The sequence below is a fragment of the Streptomyces sp. NPDC058469 genome, assembly GCF_042721125.1.
Taxonomy (GTDB): Bacteria; Actinomycetota; Actinomycetes; order Streptomycetales; family Streptomycetaceae; genus Streptomyces.
Map to the genome: position 1 here is coordinate 74,504 of NZ_JBHXME010000004.1, position 20,602 is coordinate 95,105.

12 protein-coding genes and 1 pseudogene are annotated in these 20,602 nt (G+C 64.6%); 11 read left to right on the plus strand and 2 right to left on the minus strand.

Annotated elements, in window-relative coordinates; translation table 11 throughout:
* Positions 1–126: 126 nt before the first annotated feature.
* The 8 genes and pseudogenes from ACFWP5_RS03965 to ACFWP5_RS04000 all read left to right on the plus strand — a co-directional run.
* Positions 127–558 (plus strand): ATP-binding protein, encoded by a 432-nt coding sequence (locus ACFWP5_RS03965; RefSeq protein WP_352183483.1) that lies wholly within the window; start codon positions 127–129, stop codon positions 556–558.
* A gap of 39 nt (positions 559–597) precedes the next feature.
* The gene (locus tag ACFWP5_RS03970) at positions 598–1,881 is read left to right on the plus strand and encodes a UDP-N-acetylglucosamine 1-carboxyvinyltransferase (RefSeq protein WP_384150065.1); all 1,284 of its coding nucleotides are present in this window, start codon (positions 598–600) and stop codon (positions 1,879–1,881) included.
* Positions 1,878–3,107, plus strand: coding sequence for a bifunctional metallophosphatase/5'-nucleotidase (locus ACFWP5_RS03975; RefSeq protein ID WP_384149760.1), 1,230 nt, complete (start codon positions 1,878–1,880; stop codon positions 3,105–3,107). The genes ACFWP5_RS03970 and ACFWP5_RS03975 overlap by 4 nt, the downstream gene beginning before the upstream one ends.
* Complete coding sequence (dcd, locus tag ACFWP5_RS03980) at positions 3,104–3,643, plus strand: dCTP deaminase (RefSeq protein WP_384149763.1); 540 nt, start codon at positions 3,104–3,106, stop codon at positions 3,641–3,643. The genes ACFWP5_RS03975 and dcd overlap by 4 nt, the downstream gene beginning before the upstream one ends.
* Positions 3,640–4,176 (plus strand): deoxycytidine triphosphate deaminase, encoded by a 537-nt coding sequence (locus tag ACFWP5_RS03985; protein WP_384149766.1) that lies wholly within the window; start codon positions 3,640–3,642, stop codon positions 4,174–4,176. Before dcd ends, ACFWP5_RS03985 begins: the two co-directional genes overlap by 4 nt.
* Entirely contained in the window at positions 4,173–5,288 is a 1,116-nt protein-coding gene (locus ACFWP5_RS03990) for a glycosyltransferase family 4 protein (protein ID WP_384149769.1), read from the plus strand. Before ACFWP5_RS03985 ends, ACFWP5_RS03990 begins: the two co-directional genes overlap by 4 nt.
* A 137-nt stretch (positions 5,289–5,425) precedes the next feature.
* A complete protein-coding gene (locus tag ACFWP5_RS03995) occupies positions 5,426–6,469 on the plus strand; it encodes a serine hydrolase domain-containing protein (protein WP_384150068.1) in 1,044 nt (347 codons plus the stop codon).
* 153 nt (positions 6,470–6,622) lie between these two features.
* A pseudogene (locus tag ACFWP5_RS04000) lies at positions 6,623–6,892 on the plus strand (NUDIX domain-containing protein); the annotation flags it as partial.
* 1,583 nt (positions 6,893–8,475) lie between these two features.
* Here ACFWP5_RS04000 and ACFWP5_RS04005 read toward each other — a convergent pair.
* Positions 8,476–10,236 carry a DEAD/DEAH box helicase gene (locus tag ACFWP5_RS04005; RefSeq protein WP_383640520.1) on the minus strand — a complete coding sequence of 587 codons (1,761 nt, stop codon included), beginning with the start codon at positions 10,234–10,236 and terminating at the stop codon, positions 8,476–8,478.
* 845 nt (positions 10,237–11,081) lie between these two features.
* Here ACFWP5_RS04005 and ACFWP5_RS04010 point away from each other — a divergent pair.
* Both ACFWP5_RS04010 and ACFWP5_RS04015 read left to right on the plus strand, forming a co-directional pair.
* Positions 11,082–14,855 (plus strand): hypothetical protein, encoded by a 3,774-nt coding sequence (locus ACFWP5_RS04010; RefSeq protein WP_384149772.1) that lies wholly within the window; start codon positions 11,082–11,084, stop codon positions 14,853–14,855.
* A 503-nt stretch (positions 14,856–15,358) separates the two neighbouring features.
* Positions 15,359–15,892 (plus strand): hypothetical protein, encoded by a 534-nt coding sequence (locus tag ACFWP5_RS04015; RefSeq protein WP_384149776.1) that lies wholly within the window; start codon positions 15,359–15,361, stop codon positions 15,890–15,892.
* A 636-nt stretch (positions 15,893–16,528) separates the two neighbouring features.
* On the opposite strand, the gene ACFWP5_RS04020 is transcribed toward ACFWP5_RS04015, so the two are convergent.
* Positions 16,529–18,400, minus strand: a complete 1,872-nt coding sequence (locus ACFWP5_RS04020; RefSeq protein ID WP_384150071.1) for an ATP-dependent endonuclease — start codon at positions 18,398–18,400, stop codon at positions 16,529–16,531.
* A 789-nt stretch (positions 18,401–19,189) separates the two neighbouring features.
* On the opposite strand from ACFWP5_RS04020, the gene ACFWP5_RS04025 reads away from it, so the two are divergent.
* Entirely contained in the window at positions 19,190–20,518 is a 1,329-nt protein-coding gene (locus ACFWP5_RS04025; protein ID WP_384149779.1) for a helix-turn-helix domain-containing protein, read from the plus strand.
* Positions 20,519–20,602: the final 84 nt, after the last annotated feature.

The window sequence follows — 20,602 nt, forward strand, 5'->3', positions numbered from 1 at the left end:
GTAACCGAGCGGCAATTGACCGCGATGCAGCTCCTGCATAAGTGATGCAGCGACGGCACACGGCGTGGTCCAGCTTGCCTCCGAAGCGGTTGCGTGGAGCTGCCACACCGATCCAGGAGGCCGCTCATGGAAGCGCATCAGATCCATTTCCCCGTTCACGGCACACCTGCTGCCGCCAGCTCCGCGCGCCAGCAACTCGCCATCGGGATACGGGCCTGGGACGCCTCTCTCGATCAGGAACTCCTGGAGACAGCGGAGCTGGTCGCCGCGGAGTTGCTCGCCAACGCGGTACGGCACGCGGGCCACGGCCCTATCTCGGCCGGCGCTCGCCTGAACGACGAACGCCTGCTGATCGAGGTGACCGATGCCAGCTCCAAGGCCCCACAGGTCGGACTGCCGGACGTGGACGAGGAAGGCGGACGGGGCCTGTTCATCGTCGCCGCCCTCGCGGACCGCCACGGGATCGACCCGCTGCCGTCCGGCAAGCGGTGCTGGGCCGAGTTCAAGGTCAGCGGCCCGGACCAGCCCTCACGATGCCTTCCCCTGCAAAGGAGTTGACGGTTGACAGCCGTACGGATCCCCCCAATCGCCGCCGAAGTGGTCGCCATCCGACCTGGCACCCCTCTCACCGGGTCCGTGACAGTCGACGGGTCCAAGAACGCGGCCCTGCCACTTCTGGCCGCCGCCGCGGCCATGCACCGCCCAGTGCACCTGGGCAACGTCCCGGCGAACACCGACGTCGAAACGATGTTCACCCTGCTCCAGCAGTCCGGCTGGCACACGGCCCGCCCCGTCTCCGATCCGCACACCGCGGTCATCCTGCCCAGCGACAGCCCGCAAGCGGGGCCCGACCCCGAGACCGCCGCACGTATCCGAGCCTCGTACTACCTCGTACCAGCGCTGCTAGGTGCATACGGACGAGCCCGACTTCCCTGGCCAGGCGGATGCCGGATCGGCGAACGCGGCATGGAACAACACTTCACGGTCTACGAGCGCTTCGGCGACCGTACGACCGTCGACGACCGGGGCTACCTCGTGGAAGCAGTCGCCGGACTGACCGGAACGGTTTCGATCGTGCTGCCCTTCCGCTCCCGAGGCGCGACCATCGCCGCCGTCCTGCGCGCCGTTGTGGCCGGACGGCCACTGCGGCTGGGAGGGCCCAACCTCTCGCCGGAAGTCCTCAGCGTCGTAGAGGCGCTACGGCTGGCCGGATGGCAGTGCCGGGCCGGCGAGTCTCTTCTTTCGCTCGCGCCGCCCCCATCCGCTCCCACGGAGACCATCGCCTGGAAGGTGCCCGGCGACAAGATCGAGGCAGGCACGCTGGCCTGTGCCGTCGCAGTGACGGGCGGCGAGGCACGTATCTGCGGCGTACGCGGCGACGATGTCGTTCCCCTGGTCAGTGCTCTGCGGCAGCTCGGTGTGCCGGCGAGCACCGACGACGACGTACTGACCATCCAAGCCCACGACACCCGGACCACCAGTCGGCCGCTACGAGCCGTCGCCTCCCTCGCCCCCGGCGGCCTGGACGCCGACTTCGAACCGTCCTTGATGGCCTTGTCCCTCACTCGCCCTGGCACCCATCTCTTCTCCGACACCATCAACCCCGGCCGCCACGGCAACCTACTGCCCCAATTCGCCCGCCTCGGCGCCGAGATCCACGACCTGTCGCCCACCAAGTGCCGTCTCACCGGCCCGCAGCAGTTGACCGGGACCGGAGTGGAGGCCACCGACATCCGCACAGGCTCGGCCCTGCTCATCGCCGGCCTCACCGCACGCGGTGTCACCACGCTGGGCGGCCTCGACCAACTCCGTCGAGGACACGCCGACTTGCCCACCAAACTGCACGCCCTTGGCGCCGACATCTGCGAGGTCACCCCATGAGCCGACGCTTACAGAAGATCATCGCTACGACCGACGTCCACTCGGCCTTCGACGTGGCCACGCCGATGCTCACCCACCTCCACACCGCCAGGGCCGAGAGCCTGATCGTGGACTGCGGCGACTTCTTCGAAGGGAGCGGCTACTACCGCTTCGGCAAGGGGCGGATCGAGCGCGAGATTCTCACCAGCCTGTACGACCTGCTCGCGCCGGGAAATCACGGCTGGCCGCACTACTTCGAACCAGGGCTGCACGAGATGACCGTGTGCGCCAACGCCTCCGACACCAACGGCAAACCGCTCTTCGACCGCGCGCGCATCAAGCGGATCGGCGGCCAACGGGTCGCCATCACGGCGGTGATCGGCCCCCAGGCGTTCAACACGATCCCCACCCGCGATCGCAACGGCCATCACGTCACCAACCCGGCTCACGCCCTGCGCGAGGTGATGCTGGAGAATCACCACCGAGCCGACGCCTGGATCGTGTTGTCCCACTCAGGCTTCGAGGAGGACCTGAAGCTGGCCGCCGCCTGCCCGTTCGCGGACGTCATCTTCGCCGGCCATTGCCACAGCGACACCTACGGCCCTGTGCGCATCGGCAACACCTTGGTCGTCAAGGGACGCGAACTCGGCGTCGGCTACGCCACCGCAGAACCGGGCGGCAGCGGCTGGGCCGCCCGCACATGCACCTTTCCCAACGCCACCGCAGTTCCCGGAGACCTCGCCACGGTGCGGGAGAAGATCTCCCTCTTCAGCCGGAAGCTGGCGAGTCCGCTCGGAACCGTGAACGAGCCCCACCGCAATGGGGAGTTGGACCGAAGCCGTCTGCTGCGAGAGATCGCCGGTCGACTCCACTTCGGCCTCGGCGCAGACGCGGTGATCCTCAACGAGACCGCGCTCCGTTCCGTACCGCTCGGCGAAGTGCTCACCCTCGGCGACCTGTTGGCCATCGAGCCCTTCGACAACCAGCTCGTCCACGCCGTCCTTCCTGACGAGCACGCCCAGGACCACGACAAGCTGCTCACGCAACTCGCTGAATGCGTGGGCCCGTTGGTCATCGCTCCCACGCCTCTTCCGTCGGCGATGAACAGCGTGCTGACGACGGACTACCTCGCCGACAGCCATCTGGGCGGCCGAACACATCAAGTCGGGCTCCGGCTCAGCCAAGCAGTACGCCGCGTCCTGGCCGCCACCTTGCCCGGCGGCGCCACCGAGGGAGGCGAGCAGTGATTCTCACCGGCCCCGAGATCACCGCCGCTGCCCGCGACGGTCGCCTGACCATCGACCCCTTCGAGCTGGAGCAGGTCAACCCCAACAGCTACAACGTCCGCCTCGGCCCCACCCTGCTGACCTACGCCGACGCCGTGATCGACTCCTACCGCCCCAACCTCACGCGTGAGATGGAAATCGGGACGGACGGACACGTGCTCCAACCCGGCGAGTTGTACCTCGGGCACACCCTCGAACAGGTCGGCTCCAACTCCTTCGTACCGCTGCTGTTCGGCCGCTCCTCGGTCGGCAGGCTCGGCCTCTTCGTCGAAATCACCGCCCCCATCGGCGACATCGGCTTCCACGGCCAGTGGACGCTGATGCTCTCGCCAGTCCGTCCGCTACGGGTGTACGCCGGCATGAAGATCGCGCAGATCATGTTCTTCGTCTCTACCGGTGAAATCGACCCCTACCAAGGCAAGTACCAGGCCGCCACAGGTCCGCAGCCGTCGAGGTACTGGCGGGACGTCGCTCCGGTGAAGGCAGTCGCCTCGTGATCCTGACCCGCCCCGCGATCAGAGCCGCCCTTCAGGCTGGCGAGATCACGATCGAGCCGTACGATCCCACCCGTCTCTCCCCGAACGCCTACGACTGGCGGCTCGGCGACACTCTTCGCGTCTGCGCCGGTGAACTGGACGCCGCCGCCCCCACCGCGTTCGTCGAACAGGTCATCCCCGCAACGGGCTTGGTGCTCAAGCCAGAGGTGCTCTACCTCGGTGTCACGCTGGAGAAGACCGGTTCGGAGACGTACGCGCAGATGCTCAACGGCGATCGGACCATTGGCACCCTCGGCATCTGGGTCCATGTCTCCGCCCCGCTCGGCCACCAAGGCCACGCCATTCGCTGGACGTTGGAGATCCGCGCCGCCAAGCCCGTCCGGGTCTATCCGGGGATGACCTTCGGCAAGCTCGTCTTCCTCACCGCCTTCGGCACGCCGACCAGCTACCAGCAGCAGCTTTCCAAGTACGCGGATACGGACGGCATCGACATCTCCCGCCTCTACGAGGAGATCCCCGGAGGAGTCCTGTGAGTCCCCGCCCAGCCGCCGGGCCACTGGCCGCCACCCTGCTGGACCTGCCCGCCGGAAGTCCGGGCGGCAGCGTCGAACTCTTCCTCGACCTCTACACGGGCGAGTGCCCCCTCATCCCCGCACGGGCGTTCATGCTCGGCTCGTCCAACCCGAGGCGTCTTCTCCCCGCTGGGCTCGACCTGCTGCCCGTGGTCGGCAAGTGCCTGGAAGGCCCGGCCTTCGGCAGCTATGTCACAGCCCTACGCAGGGCGCTCACGGCCGCGATCGACCCAACCCAGATCGGCGTCCTGCACCTTCAGCACCTGACCTTCGGCGCCACCCCAGCCCTGATCCGAGCCCTGCCTCTGCATCCCCGCATCGCTCTGGTCCACGGCACCGACCTGATCTTCGCCGAGGCCCATCGCGATCAACTCCGCGTCCTGCGCGAGACCGCGAGAGCCGCCGACGCCATCGTCGTACCGACAGAGGCAATGGCCGACCGCTTGCTCAAGCTCGCGCCGCAGATCGACCGTCGGAAGATCACCCACATCCCCTGGGGCATCCCCGACCACCTACTCACCGCTCCGCCGCCCCGGCCAACCCGCGTCTCTACCAGCCACTTACGACTGCTGTACGCAGGACGGCTGACCGCCGAGAAGGGCGTGGCGGCCCTGATCAAGAGCCTGGCCCCTGTGCCAGGTGTCGAGCTGAGCATCGCCGCGCCCCGGGCCCAATTCCACGCCCTGGCCCCGCTGTTGCAACGGGCTGGCGTGAGGGCCCATTACCTCGGGTGGCTACGCCGTCCACAACTGTGGAAGACGTTCGCCGAGCACGACGTACTGGTCATGCCGTCCACCACCTTGGAGGCCATGGGCTTGGTCGCGCTGGAGGCCCAAGCCTGTGGGCTGCCCGTCCTCTACCAACCCGTACCGGGCCTCAGCGAGGCCCTCGCCGCGACCGGCGTAGCCACCGACTTCACCAACTCGGCCGCCCTCGCCCGCGATCTGGATCGGCTGCGAACCTCTCCCGGCCTGCTCTCCGCGCTGCGGCAGGCGGGCTACGCGAACGCCACCCGTTACCCGCTCTCGACTTCCGCGCAAGCCCTCATCGACCTCGGCCACCAACTCTCCTGAGCAGGTTCAGAAACGGGACCGTTCGGCACAGGAGGTAACCGGCCTGCCATGAGGGCAGCTCAGCACGCCGTTCCTCCACTCATCCCACCCTCGTCACTACGCTGACCGACGGGATGCCCACTGCGAACAGGGAGACCATGACGTACCGCACCGACCGCATCGAACAGCTCCTGAGTGAAGGCGTCCGCGACAAGGTCTACCCCGGCGCTGTATGGGCCGTCGGAGACGCCGCCGGAACTCATGTTCACGGCACCACAGGGGTCCTCGACCCCGAGCAACCGGACGTGCCGATGCGGCCCGACACCGTCTTCGACGCTGCCAGCCTCACCAAGATCCTCGCCGTGTGGTCCTCCATCGGTTCCCTCTGGGAAGAAGGCAAGCTCGACCTCGACTCTCCTCTGGGCACCTTTTGGCCCGAGGTCGAAGGCCAGGCGCTCGGATCGGTAACCGCCCGCCAGCTGCTGACCCACATGGCCGGCGTCCCCCTGCGGGCCCAACTGAAGAACCTCTACGGCAGCGACCCGCAGGACATCCGCGACGGCGTACTGAGGGAAGCACTGCACCGCCAGCCCGGAGAGGCTGTCGAGTACACCGACCGGGCTGCCCTCATCCTCGGCTTCCTCGCCGAACACCTCTCGGGCCAGCGCCTCGACCAACTTGCCACGGTGCGGATCTGGCAGCCGCTCGGTATGAACACCACCCGGTTCGGGCCGCTGCCCTCCGAGATCGCCGCACGGTGTGCGCCGACCGAACTCGACCAGGACACCGACACTCACCTCAAAGGCGTCGCTCACGACTTCTCTGCACGACTCCTGGGCGGCGTGTGCGGCATCGCCGGCGCCTTCACCGTCCTCGACGATCTCGCCGCTTTCCTGCGGTACATGCTGGGTGGCACCTCTGCATCTGAGCAGGCCGGCTTCGGGTCGACCTGGGCGACTGAGTCGCTGACGATCCAGACCGGTGAACTGGAGCCCGTACGCGGCCTGTTCTGGCACCCGGCTCCTGGTACCAAGCCGACCCAGGATGTCTGGGTGCACTACGGCTTCACCGGAACCGGCATGTGGATCTCACCCGACCAGGGGCGCTGGGCCGCACTGCTGACCAACAAGCTCTACTACACCCGCGACCGCCAGCCCCTCACGGAGATTCGCAACGCCTTCCGCGAGCTCGCCTTCGACTGAGACAGAGGACCGACTCACGCCGCCGGTTCGAAGGCGACTCCAACTGCAAGTAGTTACACGGAGGTTGAGGTCACGAGGATGAAGAGATCAGTCAGCCATTCTGAGGCGGACCGCGCCTCACAACTGGCTGCGAGCGACGAAGGGACACCAGCCGTGGCTCAGTGGAAAACCGACGACCAGCCCAAAGCCCTCCTCGAATCCATGATCCTGCTGGTCGCCGCCGTCATCGTCCACGACAAAGCCACCAACCGCGTCGTCCTCCTCCAGCGCAGTGAGAACGCCAAGTTCGCCCAGGGCATGTGGGACCTGCCCGTCGGCAAGAGCGAACCCGGCGAGCCCATCACTGAGACTGTGGTGCGCGAGTTGTACGAGGAGACTGACCTGACCTTGAAGCCGGAGTCCCTGAAGGTCGCCCACATCATTGGGCCCTATGCATCATGAAAAATGCACGTCAGATGGCCTGGTGTGCGTAGGCGTCGGGAGGCTTGGGTAGGTCCGGGGCGGTAGTCCACCGACAAGGTCATCCGTCCGCGATGCCCCCTTTGAGCTGACCACGCGCGGTGAAGGGATCGCTGAGAGGTGAGGATGGCTACCCCGGCCTGTTGTCAGTGCCCGCCCGTAGCCTCGTAGAGGCAATCGTGCTGAAGGGGGTCCCATGGCAGTCCGACCCTGTTCCAGGTGTGGCAAGAATGAGAGTGCCAATCGCAAAGGCAAGCCAGGACGCTGTGTTGAGTGTATCGATGCGATCTACCGTGCGCTCAAGGTAGATCCAGAGGGGACCTTTGTATCTCCTGGGGCCCCGAGGAACTACCGGTGCCAGACCTGTGGCAGGCCCGGGGCGATTCCGTACAAGGAGATCCAGTCGCGAAGTATTGAACTCTGCAACTGGTGCGTCGGTCGCCGCATGTATGAGGACGGTCTGGCGCGGGACCCAGAGCACTGGCTGATGGACCAGAGGGACGTGGCCCGAATGGTCCGCGAAGCAGGTTTTGAGATGGTGGACGGGTCTGGGAAGACGCTTCCCGAGAGTCAAATGGTCAGCCGTATCGGGGAAGTTTGGGAGTCGATCGATGTCATGTGCGTACTCTGTGCTGCCCCGAACACCTTCAACGCCGTCCACATACTTTCGAGTAGGAGTAAGCCATGGACGCATTGCCATGCATGCTTCACGTCAAAGTTCACTGGTTGGCAAAACGAGTTCTATGGCAAGTACGGATTGATTCGAGAGCACGACGGGTATGCGAAGCTATCGGATCCAGTCTCTGCGCACTGTGCTGAGCCCGACTGTGGTGCGAGCAGGAAGGTCTCCATCTGCGCGCTCGCTGCTGGCGCCCCTCCTTGCTTGCGGTGCACAGAGGGGATCGACCCGGATCTCCCTCACTGGGTATATCTGATCCACTTTCCACCCCTTGGGCTGATCAAGGTCGGAATCACGCATAGCGAGCCGAGGGTGTATGACCGCGTCGCTGCCCACATATCCCGGGGCGGTGTCCTGATTGATCGGTGCCTCGTTCCGAATCGGGAGGCTGCTCGCACTGTCGAGGATTGTGTATTGGAGTCGATGCGCCAGCACCTACGCTCTGGAGATCCGAGAGACTTCCCTCAAGGAGGGTGGACTGAGACCTGGGTCGACAGCGCTCCCTCCTTGAACCTCGGTGCGGTGATTAATGAAGTTGCTGCCCAGAAGGCCCCTGGATTCGATCGATGGTCAGGGGTGAAAGAATCCCCTTCTTCGCCGGCAGTGGACGGCAGCATGCAGAGTAGGTTCGTGTTCTCTGAGGAGGTTTCGGAGAGTGGAGAGGTCACTCATGCCGTGACCTTTGTTCATCCACTGCTTGAGTGATCCATTTCTGTCTTATACAGCCGGGATCGCGAACCACTGACCCGGGTTCGCAACGCATTCCGCTCACTCGCCTTCGCTTAAACGATGCGCTGCAAGGATCGGACCCTGTCAGCAGCTACGACAACTCATGTTTAAGCTCAGTAGCATGCTCCTCGGATGATGCTTACGTTGAAGGCCAGATTTCTCCTTGCTGGCCACCTGGCGACTTTGCCTCGTCGATCCAGCCGTCAAGGAGAATCAGCCGCTCGTTAAGCGTGTCCAGCGTTGCCTGCTCAATGTTACCCTCCCCGAATTCGCTATGCAGACGAAGGTGAATATTCCGGTGAGGCTGCCGAGTCAGGACGGCCAGGTGTCCAACTTTACGGTTCACCACGGCCCTTAGCTCTTTCTTGCGCTCGGCGAGCGTTTGCTCCTTAACAACGGGCCAGGGCCTGCCATCGCCGATTCGGTTACCTGCCAAACGCATGAGACGGACGATGGCAGAAGGTTCAGCACTAGCAGGAAGCCCGGCTTCCCGGCCTAGACGCCGCGCGTTCAGAAGGATTCCTTCACCAAATGTCTCACCACTATTAATGGTGTACGGATGCACGGACTGTGATGAGCCAATCACCTCAAGCCGGCGCGGCAATGCAGGAGGTGGATTTTCGCTGGCAGCCGCAGATTCTCCTACGGCCTGGCGAGTTCTAACCCTGTCCTCTTCATCGCGTAGCACGTGTTGCACAGTCAGTTCAATCCGTGCGGCCGGGTCAAGGAGCGGCTGGATTGTGGGAATGAATACACGTGCGCATAGCTCATCGTCATCACCTCGTCGACGGATACACCGGCCGACGACCTGACGGAAGAACAGCTCTGTTCGAGTGCGGGTCGCATACACGATCACGCCCAATCGCGGGATATCGACACCCTCAGCAACCATCTGCACTGCAACGATCCAGCGGGAGGAGTTGGCTGCGAACTCGAAAATTCTTTTGGATGCACTGGGGGCATCCGAGATAACGACTGTGGCTGATTCGTCGGTAATTTCCTGGAGGATCTCGGCATACGCGCGGGCATGCTGACGATTACTCGCCAGAACCAGACCGCCGATGTCAGGGGTGTCTTGCCGAATCAGTGACAGCTCGTCGTTGGCCCGACGCAGAACCGACGGAATCCAATCCTTACCGGGGTCAAGCGCTGCAGACAGGGCATGAGAGATAGTCCTGGGATCGGTCTCGGAGAGCTTCCTCGACACTGCATGTTCGGACGCAAGACGCCACCTGGCTTCGCCGTCCAAGGCCGGAAAGACCACCGGGCGAACCACTTCTTGGTCCTGCAGAGCCATGCCATAGTCATAGTTGATATCGGGAATTACACGCCGTTCCTCGTCATAGCGCAGAAATGGGATGGGTTTTGCGTCAGTTCGGAAGGGAGTACCGGACAGCATGAGTCGCCGGTGCACGCCACCGAATGCCGTAAGAAGTGCCGGACCCCAAGCTAGGTGTTCAGAGTCTCCAGCATGGTGTACCTCGTCCAGAATGACCAGGCATGGACGACTCGGCTGGTTGGACATTCCATCCCAGACGCCTGGATCAGCTGCGACAGACTGGTAGGTCGTAACCACGCCGTCGTAGTCCGGTGCTGTTCTCTTCTTCGCGTTGGTGAAGACGGGATTGAGTTTGATTCCCTGGCGGGCGGCGGCTTTAGCCCACTGCCCTTTCAGATGATCGGTTGGAACAACGACGGTAATCCAACCAATCTCACCCCGATCCATCATGGCCTGCGCCGCGAGCAGGGCAAACGCGGTCTTGCCTGCCCCTGGAGTGGCCACTACCAGAAAGTCTCGGCTCACCCCCAAGAACCGCCGTAGTCCGTCATCTTGCCACTGCCGCAAACGCATATGCCTGAACCTTCCGTGGTGTCCGTGCCTCTGCTGCTGAAAGGGCATCACGGCAAGCCTGGGCTACCAACACGGCAAGGATCACTGTGGAGGCTGCGAGCAGGGTTGGTTGCCGGATAACGACGGGGCCACCGCAGCAGTGCCGTGGAGGTCTAAGCATTGCATCGTGCTGATGACGAGAACCCGTTTGGCGGGGATGCAGGTGGGGGGTACGACAGCACTAGCGGGGCGCGTGAGTCAGACGATGCGCTGGCACGGTGTAGGGAACGCGCGGACGCTAACGAGGTGACGAGCGCACTCGACTTTCTGGCATCACCGCATCTCGCGGTCGTGGAGAGGTCAACCCGCGGATACCGAGCAATCGCATCCGCTCACACCGCCCTTCAGCGACTGGAAGGGTTGGGACGCCAGTGGCTCCTCCTGGGTTCCGCGCCGCCGCAGTGCTGCGCCACCGGAGACGCTGGTACCTCTTGATGCGCCCGCCTGAAATTCTCCGCTTCCGAGGTGTCGCAGCAGAGCTGTCTGGACAGGTCACCTCGCCTGTCAGACCGAACTGCCATGCTTCCTAGATGGCCAGTAGGAATAAAGGGCGACGAGGGCGGCCCGTCGTACCTGTACGACGAGGCGATCCGACCAGTGGACCCGCTGAATCCCTGTGGACGCAGACACGATCGGGGGCACGAGCCGGTCGAGGGTTTCACTACCAGGATGCCGTCGGAGCATGGCTGTGCGGCCGGGTCCTGTCCGGCCGGCTCGCCATCGATCGCATTGTCCCGGAGGGGTTTGAAGACCTCTCTTGCGAGGGCCCGACACCCTGGCATGTCCAAGTAAAATCACGTCAGGAACGGGTCGGTGATTTCACCGCTGCTGATGTGGCCGGGCACCTCGTCGCCATGGCCAAGGCGCATGCCAAGCGGGCAGCGGCGGGAGTGACTGATCGCGCGATCCTCATTCTCGAACGGCCGGTGGCAGGAGAGCTGTTCACCCACTGGGATCGTCCGTTGAGCGCTCTCCCAACAGGCCATCCCGTGCTGCGGGAATTCGCCACGAAGGCTGCACACGCCGGTCTGGACAGGGACGAGATCGACGCCTGGTGCGAGGCTGTCAGCCTCTACGTGCTGCCATGGGGCGCTGCGGCAGAGGAAACCCGGGCCGCGGTGGTACAGCGCTTCGGGCTGCTTCCTGGGGCCGCCGAACCTATTGTGCTGGCCCTACGCGACGAGGTGGCAAGCCAAGCGGATGCCAACGCAGAGGCAAGTCTGGGTGAGGCGGCCGGGCTCACGCGAACGAGCATCGAGCGCATCGCTCAGGAGGTCGTGGAAACCATCGATCGCGAGCCACTCGAAGAAGCCTTGTCGTCAGGGGCCTGCGAGCCGGTGGACTTCGACCGACCGCTTCTGCCAACCGGCTTCTACGAAGGCATCGACGTGCAGCCCGGCCACATCGCAGCCGGCCTGCCCGCACCCAGGCAGGCTCTGACCGGCCAGGTGGTGACGGCGATCGACCGCGAAGAGAGCATCCTCATTGTCGGCCCGTCGGGAGTGGGCAAGTCGACTGTCATGTGGACGGCCGCCTACGTGACCAGGCATGTGCTCTGGTATCGGATCAGGCGTCTCCGAGACGGGGACATCGCCGCGTTGGTGCGGCTGGCAAGAGCGTTGAAACCCTCGACGCGCTCGCCGGTCGGATTCGTGGTGGACGGCATCGGGATCGGCTCGGCCGAGGCTTGGGACGCCCTTCAGCGAGAACTCGCCCCGATTCCCGGAGTCCTGCTGTTGGGTTCTGTCCGCAGTGAGGACTTGCTGCCCCTGCGGAGCCGGGCCAGGTGTACGCAGATCGCGGTGACACTTGACGAGGACGTCGCGAAGGAGATCCACACCGGGCTGACCGCCTCCGGTGCCACGACGACACCGCACTGGCGGGAGGCATACGAGGCAGCCGACGGTCTGACTCTGGAGTTCACTCACCTTCTCACCAAAGGAAGGCGGCTCTCGGACGTTCTGTCGGAGCAGGTCGACCGGCGGGTAGTCGAAGGACGACAGACAGAACTCGACATTCTGGCCAGGATCTCGGTGGCCCATCGATGGGGCACCGATCTGCCGGTACGGGCGCTCCAGCGACAACTCGGCATTGAGGACGTGGAACTCCGCGCCGCGCTCTCGCGTCTGGTCCACGAGCACCTCGTTCACGAGCGGCTCGGGCATCTGTCCGGGCTCCACCAACTGCGCTCGGGCAGATTGGCGGATGCCGTACACGCGGTACCGCCACCCGTACTCGACGAAACTGTCGTCGCGGTCATACGGATGCTGACGGACGAACAACTCCAGCCGTTCGTGGCCGGCGTCCTCACGGAGTGCCCCGACCTCGATGCCGTCGTACTGGACCAGATTGTTGTCGAAGTTGGACAAAGGCACGGAACGGCTGCGGTCACCGGCGTCCTCCAGGCGCTCCGACTGGTCGATTTCACCCGTTGCGCCACCGACTGGAAGCAGATCCTCGACCGGCATCAAGTAGCGCTCGCCCACCGTCGAACCCTTCTGCAGCTCGCGCTGCTCGACGGGGATCCGCTCCTCGACCTGCAACCCGAGATCGCGGCGGCCACAGCCGAGATCCGCGCGTACCTTCCGCTGAGCTCGCCGCTGCGCGACACCCTGGTGGAACGGCTCGGGACGGCCCAGTTGGCCCAACTTCTCGCCCAGTGTACGGAACCGACCGAGACACAGAGGGTCCTGGCCGTCCTGACAGGAACAGACCTGGATCTTACGAACTGGGCTCCAACACTCGCGGATTCGCCGTTCGGCCGACTGCTGACCGGTTCATCGATTGAGTCGCTGGGGGACCTTCTCACAGCGGCGCGAGCCGTGTCGTTGGATCTGGCGAACAGCCTGCTGGAACTCGTGGGCGGAGAGGAGGCTGTTCTGACGAGACTGAGAGCCCACTTTCCGTGGTTGTACGAGGTATCCGTCGTAGAGCGGGAAGGCCGACAGGTTGCGTACGCCCGTCTTCTGCACGTGTCCGATCGGGCTCAGCCGGAGGCGGAACAAGCGATCCGGACCTTCGGGCGGATCCTGCTGCGCTGCCTCACTCACTGCGAGAGCGTGGACGTTCAGAGCCTTCTGCCCGGTGGCATTCCCCAAACCTTCGGTGACTTCACAGCTGGGATCAGCCGTCTGGAGCGTCAGTACGATCGCTCACCCACCCAGGTGGCATGGACTCGCGCGCAGAGCCTGATCGCCACCACCCTGGCCGGCACCACTGACCGGACCAGCAGGACCGCTGCGGCAAGCGCCCTGCTCCCCGAGCTGTACAAGTACTTGATTGATCTGACCCGAGTCTGGCTCACCGGACGCAGCCAGCCCCGGGACGTCGCCTTGCTCAAGACGGTGCAGGCCGACCTGTATAAGCAGGCCACCGCGCTGACACTGCCCATGGACAATACCCACCTGTCCTCGCTGCCTGCCGATGACGCGGTCCCGGGTGGCGGAGCGGACCACTTGCAATCGCTCGCACACGGGATCGCGGACAATCTGACACGACGGATCGTCGATCCCGAGGAGTACAGATCACTCGCCGGGTACGTCCGAGACTCGCTGAGGAATAGCGCGTTGGGCGTGCGGGACCAGGAGCAATGGCACCTCGTCGACCAAGAACCGCCAGCTGTCCTGGACCAGTTGACGAAGGCTCTCACCGACCTTCACGCCGTTCTCGCTGAGCTTACGTGGGGCACCCTCGGCCTACAGGCCATCAGGACCGCGGCACGATCAGGGCCGTCCGGCCTCGCTCTCGCCCGGGCCGCGGACGTTGCCCGCACCGCCGCCGACGCCAGAGCGCCCGCCGCACAGCAACAGCTCCAAGCCGACGCTGAGGCCGAGGGACTCTCCGTTCAGCTCTTCACCCGCCCTCCCGCCGATCCGAACGCGATGGAATGGCCAGCTGTTGAGTCGGCGGTGGGCGTGTACCTCGATGACGTCATCGGATGGTCAGCGGCGGTGGACGAACTAAGCGCCTTGATGCACCACGATTATGTGTCGCAGGGATACCGGGGACCCGTCCTCCTCATGCCCCTCATCGACGGCAGACCGGTCCGCCTCCTGACCCAGCAGCTCCAGACCACATTGTGGCCGGGAGTCGACCTCTTCGACACCTGGAGTGCGGCCCTCCCTGAGGCCCACCCGACCCCGCTCACCAACGCGGTCATCGACGTCCATCAGGCTCTCCAATGCCTCTCTGGTCTGGCGCACCTGGCGACCTTGCGGGATATCGCTCCACTGCACCAGAGCGTCGCCGACGAGGCCGCGACGCTATTCCAGGAGACACATCGCATCATCACGGAACTCCGTCCCGGAGACCTGGTCATCAGTAAGATCGTGGACTTCCTCGGCACCCTGACCCTCCGGGTGCAGAGCGAAATCGACACGGGCACAGCGGTCCGAGACCCGGGCGTACCAAATCTCGCCGTCGCCATTGCTGAAGGCGCCACCGGCCAACCGACCGACGACTTCCAGGAGATGGAATTCCTGATCATGGTCGCCCTGCAGTGGGACCTTTCCCCCGAACGTGCGGCACAGCTCTTACCGCAGCCGATGACTGAGGCACCGGTGTTGGGCGACGAGAACACCCACCCTGCTCTGCCGCGGAGTCTGATCTTCATCGAGGCGAGGCAGTGAACAGCCCGGTACGGACGAACCAATACGCGGGCCGCTGTGCCCGGTGCGGCGCAGACGTTCCGGCAGAGGCCGGGGTTCTGCTCCGGAGTGTGTGGGGTGGCTGGGTGACCTATCACCCGGCTCACGCCCCGACACTCGATCCGGACGGCACCACGTCTGACATGTCCGCGATACGCCCCAATCAGAGAGAGGGGGAGTGCGAGACCTGCGGCTCGGTCGTTCCGGCTGGGCTGGGGGTACTCGTGAACACCGGCTTCGGTGGATGGGACGTCTACCACCGTGAACATGTCCGTGAGCCTGCTCCACCACCACGCCGGCACCATCCGGGCTGGCACCGACGCCGCCTTATGGCCCTGGACATCGCAACCACCGGCAACCGTTACGGTGTCGACCGCATTCTCGGCGCAGCGGTACGCACCACTGACGGAACGAATCGGTTCTGGCTCATCGATCCTGGCCCCGGCCCGCTGTCCGTCACGCCTCGCAAGAATCACGGCATTTCAGTGGAGCGTGCCCGTGCCCACGGAACGCCTGCCACCGAGGCCCTGGAGGAATTGACGACCCTGCTTGTGGGGCAGTTGGCAACCAAGGAACCGATGGTGGTCTGGTACGCCCAATTCGTGCTGACCACGTTGGAGAGTGAACTGCTCCGGCACGGACTCACACCGCTGTCCGATCGCTTGGCCAACGGCATGTCACCGATCTGCGACCCACTCGTTCTGGACCGGCACGCCGAGCCCTTCCGCTCCGGCGGACGCGCCCTGGAAACGGTCGCCGAGTGGTACGGCATCCCGCATGAACGCCCCGGTGATCCCTCCTGCGACGCCGAGGCGACGCTCGTCCTCGCGCAGGTCATCGCGGCCTGCCACCCCGCCGTAGGCCGCTTGTCCCGCCCCGCGCTCCACCGGGAACAGGTCCGCTGGCACGAGCAGTACGTGCAGGAGGCTGAGGCTCGGCGTCCCAACAGGGACAGGGATCGTCGTTGGCCCCTAGAGACGGTCCAGGCGCTGGACTGGAAGGAGCACGAACTCGTCTAACGAACGTCATCAGTGACCGCATCCTTGTGACGGCACACGCTGTCACCGGCTCTGCGGTGAGCACACGGCGCCCGATAGTGCGCCCGGAGAAAACGCTGCACAGCGTCGCCCCTCCCCATGAGCTGGTGTATTACTCCGACGACTCGCAACTCCCTCGATCGTCCTGATCCTTTGATGACGACCTGCTGTGGCAACGCGGCTCGGCACGCCGGTGGCGGCTCCGATCGGTCCGCCCGTACTTCAGCGCACGTGCGTGGCCCGGCACCTCAGCACAAGGCCACACACACGGCCCGTCTCATCAGGTAAAGAACTTGCGAGTGGCCGACCCGCTTCTTCCATTTTAGCGTGAAATGGAACTATGTGATGGCAGGGGTGATGTCAGTGCCGTGGGGAAGAATCCTTGGTGGGGAGGGAAACTCATGACTGACGATGGCAATGCCTTTGGCCAGCACATACCTGCTCCGAGTGGCTGCCGTTGGTGTGGGCTTGAGGCTCGGGGGCATGCCCAGCGGTGGAAGCCGCCGGTGGGCTGGCACAGGTGGGAACCGCCGACGCCGGAGCAGCGCAAGGAGCGCATGCTTGCGAGACGAAGGCAGGCTGGCGGCACTGGTCCAGCCAGGCCGCGCCGGAGCGCCTTTACCCTGCGGCCAGCTTTCTGAGCTGACTGAAGATTTCCCGCAACTGTGCGGGCACCTGATCAGGGCTGGTGAGGGTGCTCACCAGCCCGAACATCATGTCGGGCTTACCGCTGGGCCCATCCGGACTGCCGTCCCGGAGCATGTTCAGCACTTCCTTGCTGAATTTCTTACCAGGGTGCTGAGCAGCGAAGTCGGCTGCCGTCCATGGTTCATCCTTAGGCCAGAGATCGTTGGCGGCCGCAGCCCACAGGCCATCGGAGAACAACTCTTCCAACTCATTGAAGGAGTCCGGTTCTCCTACGAAGCGGACCACTTCGTTGAAAGCGCTGCCGAAGAACTGCTGGAGGCGGGCTTCCTTGAACAACCCTTTGGGCAGAGAACGGCTGTCGGCGTCGACCATGAGCATCACGGTTCGACCGTGCTCGACCAGGTAGTGGGCTAGGTGCAACGCACCCTCGTTGTTGAAGCATGCCCACAAGGCGATGCCGGCCGACTGCAATGACTGTCCCTCGGACAGCCGGAACAGTGTAGGGATCACACGCTGCTCGGTGTCGCCTTCGACAGCCAGGAAGCAGCGCTCGTGCAGGAGAACGGAGTTGCGCAGACCAACCGCAGCAGCGATCCGCCCCAGATGACCGTCGATCTCGTCGTGGGCGTCGGACCCCAACCGCTCCATGAGGGTCCGGCCGTTCTCCAGCCGCAGATGCACGACGTCGGCGATGTCGACATCGTCGATCAAGTTCATGGAATGAGTGGCGACGATGACATTTACATGGGGCAGCGCACTCTGGTCACGGATGAGCTGCATGATCTTGCGTTGGTAGCCGTAGTCGAGATGCGTGTCCGGCTCGTCGTAGATCACGATCGTTTGCACCGGCGGCGGAGCGTCCTCGACAGCCTCAGGCTCGACGGCGGGGTCAACCTCGCCGAGTTCCTCGCTCTTGAGTAGTCGGCTGGTCCACTCCCAGATCGCCAGGGAGATACGGCGTGCACTGCCCAGCCCGGATCGCTCCAGACCGACGGCCTCGCCCTTTGTGCGGGCGATTCGCAGCGGCGCGCCTCGAAGGCCATGCGAGAAGGAGACCTCGGGCTCGACGTACACGTCGGTGAGATCGTCGCAGCGACTCTGGATATGCGCGCACAGAGACTGGGCGTCGTCCTGGAGGCGCTCCCTGATCCCGTCCTCGATCTGCTGCAGGCGTCCTTGAAGCGTGGGATCTGCCATGTGAGCCTGGTAGCGGCCCATCAACGCCGTCCTTACGGACCCGTCAGGATCAGCCGACTTGCCGTCGAACGGCATAAGCCGGGGTAGACGACGTTCCATCTCCTTCGGTGCCAGTACCCATCCGGACGTGGACGCGTGTGCCGTGCCGTAAGCGCGCAGGGCGGGTTCGATGTCGACGCGTTTGATGGACGTCAACTCAGGGAGCAGTTCCTTGGCCAGTGCTCGCACCTCGGCGACGGTCAACTGGGAAGGATCACGCAACCGTTCGTCATCAGCAAGCGGCGCCCAGCACTCCAGCACCGGCGTTTCGCCAGCCGTGGCCCGCCGCCGTACGCGCAACTCCTCCACAGGCAGCCCGAACGCCTCCTGCTCCCAAGGATCGAGGGTGAACAGTCCCTCCACCCAGGTGGTTGAGCACCTTGAGAGAGAGGTCAAGCCGTCGGCTGCCTCGACGGACGAACCGAGTTCGTACATACGGTCATGCTCGGCAAACTGCTCGGCACCCACGAGGAAGGCCAGCGCGGCGAGCACCGCGGTCTTACCGCCGTCGTTCTGCCCGGCGAGGATGGTAGGCGTACTGACGGGGATGTCGCGGACATCCTTGAGGGATCGGAATCCACACGCAGTGAAGCTGTGCAGGTACACCGTTCTCTGCCGCTCCGTTCCCTCACGCCTGGGCAGCAGCATTCCGACCAGCGCCTGGCCCCAGACATTGACCTGGGCATCAGGCACCCCAGGCGCATCATCTTATGTCTTACGAGGATGGCCAGTTGATGCCGTGAACGCATCTGACCGAATCAAACCGATCGCGATTGAGTCTGCTCGATTCATATCCGGCAGCCCCGATGGACGGATGTCTCCGAGGGTTCCAAGAGGTCGAGCAACCGTCACGTCCTCCGGTGTGCGTGAGCGATGCGTGAGCGGACAGTGCGGCAGGAGCTGTCCTGACGTGGACCGGCCCCCATGGCGAATCTGTCCTGACCTGGTGGTTTCGCACATGGAAGAACCGTCCAGCAGCATCCAGCAAGATCCTGCCCGGACTTGTAATGCGTAGGTCGTCGGTTCGAATCCGACAGGGGGCTCCTTTCAAGGCCCAGGTCATACCCTTCTGACCTGGGCCTTTTGCTATTTCGATACCTTGGTGAATCGCCTCTGCGGGTGCTTCGTAGACACCAAGATCGCTCCCGGTGGACAACCGGTGGACAGGCGTGCAGCGAGCGTGCAGAGCGGTGGACAGCACGCGTTCACGCCATGGGGAGTTGGACGGCCAGGCCGGAGACGGCCGACGAGTACCAGGCGAGGGTTCGGGCGCCGGTCGGCTTGGGGGGTTCCCATAAACCGGAGGAGCTGCGACGTCGGCTGATGAAGAATCAGTCAGGGGCGCTACCGAGGAACTATTCGTGATCGCAGTGCGCTCACAGGAGGGAAGTCGACGTGGGCGCTCGCGTTCAGCTCGACGAAGTCGTCCGCTCGATCAGCGAGGATGACAGGGACGCGTACGTGCGGTTGCTCGCCCTGCGTCAAGGGAAGTGCTGGGTCCTTCACGACTGCTGGGTGCTGGTGGGTGCGGAGCCGCCCGGCTGGGTTGAGACCGAGTGGATGTACGAGCGGTACGCCTTCGTTGCCGGCCGTGTCGCCGCGGCCGATCTGGCTCTGCTTTACTCGGACAGCGCCTGCAACGCTATGACGGTCGGTTCCCTGAGTGTATGGAGTCCGGGCGCGGCGAGTACGGTCACCGTGGAGCGTCGCCCGGGGTACTCGCGCCTCGATCGGCCACAGCTGACGTTTCCAGTCGTCGAGTACGCCCTTTCGCCGTTCGACCAGACGGATCGTCAGCTTCCCCACATGATGCTCGTCGGGGCCGGAGGTGCCCCTTCGTTCCCGGAGCCGGACAGCGCCTGGCGAGCGTTCTTCGAGGGGGATTTCTCACTTGCAGGACGAAGCAGTCCTTCGAGCGATCTGGCCAAGGTGCGTATCGCTGACCGGGCCGCCTGGATCGCCGGCGTGCACATCACCGCGACCGAACTGACGGTGTCCGTCGAAGGCGATGCCGTGCAGGGGACCGACCTGGAGCTGTACGGGGTGGAGGAACGGACGGTCCGGCGACTCGATGCCGCTGGCCCCATCACCATCGCACTGGCCAACGGTCTGCCGACTCACGCCTGGTTGTGGTTGAAGCGTGGGACGGACTGGCTCGACTACCGCTCCATCGATCCTTCCTCCGTCTGGACGAATCAGGCGGGGCGGGCGGGCGTTGAGATCGACCTGCCAGTTGATCCCGTGGCTGCGGTCGAAGCGCTGATCGCTTCGGGGGAAGGGCCCCGACTAGAGTTCAAGCAGATGCTTCCCAACCGGGATGCCCGCCGCACCCTGAAGACGGTGGCCGCGTTCGCCATAGGCAGCGGGGGATCCATTGTCTTCGGCATCGACCGCGACGAGGTCACGATTACCGGCATCGCCGAGGACAAACCCAGTACCCAGATGCGCGACGAGCTCGGGAACCTGCTGAGGGCCATGGTGCAGCCGACACCGGAGTTCGAGATCAAGGAATACCGGCCCGACGGGAAGCTGATCCTGGTCCTCGACGTGCAGCCGGGGCAGAGCCCGCCCTACGGTCTGGTGACGCCAGGCGCTCGCGACAAGCCGCTGGAGTATTTCGTCCGGCGAGGCTCCAACACGTATCCGGCGCAGCCGTACGAGCTGCGCTCAGCGGTGCTGAGGAACGGAGGGACGACCGAAGACTTCAGCACCCGTAGGCGGTGACGGGGCTTGGCGAACGCCGGGTTGCCCGACGAAGGAGTTCGGCACTCGGCGACGTACATGCTGGAGCCCCGGTCAGATTCACGC